This is a genomic window from Clostridium sp. UBA5119, assembly GCF_002414285.1.
Classification (GTDB): domain Bacteria; phylum Bacillota; class Clostridia; order Clostridiales; family Clostridiaceae; genus Clostridium_J; species Clostridium_J sulfidigenes.
This window is the reverse complement of record NZ_DHYX01000082.1, coordinates 1-3,161: the sequence shown is the minus strand read 5'-3', so window position 1 is coordinate 3,161 and position 3,161 is coordinate 1. Positions and strand designations below refer to the sequence as shown.

Here is a 3,161-nt window from a genome sequence, read left to right as displayed (position 1 = left end):
ACTATAGATATTTTTTCTCCTAGTGATAACTCATTAATAGGTACTATACCTCAAATGAGTCAAGACGATGTGGATAAAATAATAATGTTTGCTAAAGAAAGCCAAAATTCCTGGAGTGATGTGCCTGTAAGTAAACGTTCTGAAATCTTACATAAAGCAGCAACTTTGCTTGAAGAAAATTGTGATGAATTATCTAAAGTTCTTATGATGGAAATAGGCAAAGATATTAATTCCTCTATTTCTGAAGTAAAGCGTACTGCAGATTTTATAAGATTTACTGCAGATGCTGGGAAAAACCTAGAAGGAGAAACAATAGCTGCTGATACTTTCCCAGGATTCAAAAAAAATAAGATGAGTCTAGTTCAAAGAGTACCTATAGGCTTAGTTCTTGCTATATCACCTTTTAACTATCCAATTAATCTATCAGCTTCTAAGATTGCTCCTGCCTTAGTTGGTGGTAATAGTGTTATTCTTAAACCTCCTACACAAGGTGCTGTAAGTGCTCTTCATCTTATTAGGATATTTCAAGAAGCTGGTGTTCCTGATGGAGTAATAAATTCTGTTACTGGTAAATCTTCTGAAATAGGTGACTATCTGGTTACTAATGACAATATAAACTTTATCAACTTTACAGGTTCTACAGAAGTAGGTAAACATATAGCTAAAATTGCTGGTATGGTACCTATGATTATGGAGCTAGGTGGAAAGGATGCAGCCATTGTACTAAAAGATGCTGATTTAGATGATACAGCTAGAGAAATTGTTTCAGGTGCATATAGTTATTCTGGTCAAAGATGTACAGCTATTAAACGTGTATTAGTTACAGAAGATGTTGCCGATGAATTATCCTCTAAAATCTTGAAACAAGTAAAAAAACTTACCATAGGTACTCCTGAATCTGGAGCTAAAATCACTCCTTTAATTGATAAAAAATCTGCTGATTTTGTTGAAGAGCTTATTCAAGATGCTTTAAGTAAAGGTGCGAAATTGCTATATGGTAATAAGCGAGAGGGTAACTTATTACACCCAACTCTTTTTGATATGGTAACTAGTGATATGCGTATTGCCTGGGAAGAACCTTTTGGTCCTGTACTACCTATAATTAGAGTAAAAGATAAAGATGAAGCAATTGAAATTGCTAATAAGTCTCAATATGGACTTCAATCTAGTGTATTTACAAGAAATATTAATGATGCCTTCTATGTAGCTAACAAATTAGAGGTGGGGGCTGTTCAAATAAATAATAAATCTGAAAGAGGACCAGATCACTTCCCATTCTCTGGTGTTAAAGCTTCAGGTATGGGTACTCAAGGTATAAAATATAGTATTGAAGCTATGACTAGACTTAAATCCATAGTATTAACCATAGACTAAATTTAGCTTAATAGAAAAGCTTCAAAGAAATTTTCTTTGAAGCTTTTTATTTATATATTCTCATCTTGTGGTCTTGCTATTATCTCTCTACATATCTCAGATAAATTGGCTTTTTCCTCTTTACTCAAGTCCTCCATATAAATTGGTTTATGGAAAATAATTTGAGCTCTTAAATCTTCCGGCTCTCCCTCTAACCCCTTATAGGTTCCATTTACCGTAATTGGCATCACTGGTACATTAGCCTTAACTGCAAGTTTTAGACTTCCCTTTTTAAAATCACCTAGACCCTTGTCTCTATTCCTTGTACCTTCTGGAAATATAAGCATAGATCTGCCACTTTTTATTATTTCTATAGCTTCAAGGATTGCCTTTAAACCTTCCCGTCCATTTTCTCTATCTAAAAATACACATCCTAATTCCTTCATCCAATAGGATATAACCGGTACTTTCTTCATTTCAATTTTAGCCACAGCTCCTGCAGTATCTTTTATATTCATCATTATTACAGGTATATCTAGCATACTTTGGTGATTTGAAACATAAACACATGTTTGATTTAATAAGTTTTCACTACCTACAACATGAACTTTTAATTCAGAATATTTAATTGTAGCAGTAGCCCAGTCCTTCTCTAAATTATATAAGTATTCTTCCCTTTTTTCTTCTGTTAATTTATTTTTACATATTGAATATGTAATTCTTTTAATGGCAATTTCAAGCATTTTAAAAGAAAATTTTATTCCAAATCTTAATTTTCTCAACTAATTCACGTCCTTTTTTAATGTTTACATTTAATTATATCAATAATATGTATTCCGGTGAAGTATCTATTGAAATTTTGTCAATACTTTATATATTATATGTACTACTTAAGGAGAGATTATGAAAAAATTTTTTAAAAGCAATAAAACTCTATTTATATTATCTATAATATTTTTTGTCTCCTTTTTCTTACTAGGTTATACTAGCAAAAATAGTATTAATACTAAATTGAAGGATTCAGAAACTAGGATACATTTTATAAATGTTGGCCAAGGAGATTCTATTCTTATTGAGAATAATAATTTTAATATTTTAATAGATAGTGGACCAAATAGCGCTAAAGACACTTTAATTTCTTATCTTAAAAAATATAAAATTAAGAAATTAGATTACCTTATTGCATCTCATCCTCACGAAGATCATATTGGTTCTATGGATGATATAGTTAATAAATTTTATATAGAAGAGTTTATTATGCCTAAAGTTTTAACCACAGATAAGAATTTTTCAAACTTAGTAAACGCACTTAAAAGTAAAGAACTTACCATTAAATTTATTAATGACAATCTTAAAATTCAACTGTCAGAGGATAATTATATAGATTTTCTATGGACTGGTGATATATCCGATGATAATTTAAACAATCATTCTATAGTAATAAAATATATAAATAAAAATACCTCATTTTTGTTTACTGGAGATATGGAAGAAGAAGTTGAAAATATTTTATTATCTAGTGAAAAATCTTTAGAATCTACTGTATTAAAAGTAGCACACCATGGAAGTAAGACCTCATCTTCCAAAGGATTTTTATCTAAAGTAAATCCTAGAATAGCTGTAATAAGTTGTGGCATGGGAAATGATTTTGGTCATCCTCATAAAAACACTTTAAAAGCATTGAAAAATCTAAATTCTAAAATACTTAGGACTGATATAAATGGCAATGTTATAATAAAAACAAATAATGATAAATTAATGATATATACTGAATTTGAAGGTAACTAATATTAAAAGTATGCAACATA

The 3,161-nt window shown here is 29.9% G+C and carries 3 protein-coding genes; 2 read left to right on the top strand and 1 reads right to left on the bottom strand.

Annotated elements, in window-relative coordinates; genetic code table 11:
• Positions 1-1,374, top strand: a 1,374-nt coding sequence (locus tag B2671_RS12890; protein WP_346870767.1) for an NADP-dependent glyceraldehyde-3-phosphate dehydrogenase, incomplete at its 5' end; no start/stop codon positions are given.
• Between the two features lie 50 nt (positions 1,375-1,424).
• On the opposite strand, the gene B2671_RS12885 is transcribed toward B2671_RS12890, so the two are convergent.
• A complete protein-coding gene (locus B2671_RS12885; protein ID WP_346870766.1) occupies positions 1,425-2,135 on the bottom strand; it encodes a lysophospholipid acyltransferase family protein in 711 nt (236 codons plus the stop codon).
• A gap of 121 nt (positions 2,136-2,256) precedes the next feature.
• Here B2671_RS12885 and B2671_RS12880 point away from each other — a divergent pair, with 121 nt between their 5' ends.
• Complete coding sequence (locus B2671_RS12880; protein ID WP_346870765.1) at positions 2,257-3,141, top strand: ComEC/Rec2 family competence protein; 885 nt, start codon at positions 2,257-2,259, stop codon at positions 3,139-3,141.
• Positions 3,142-3,161 lie beyond the last annotated feature (20 nt).

Excerpts from the sequence above, each read along its gene's own strand:
- B2671_RS12880 (WP_346870765.1), top strand. The coding sequence starts at position 2,257 with ATGAAAAAATTTTTTAAAAGCAATAAAACTCTATTTATATTATCTATA.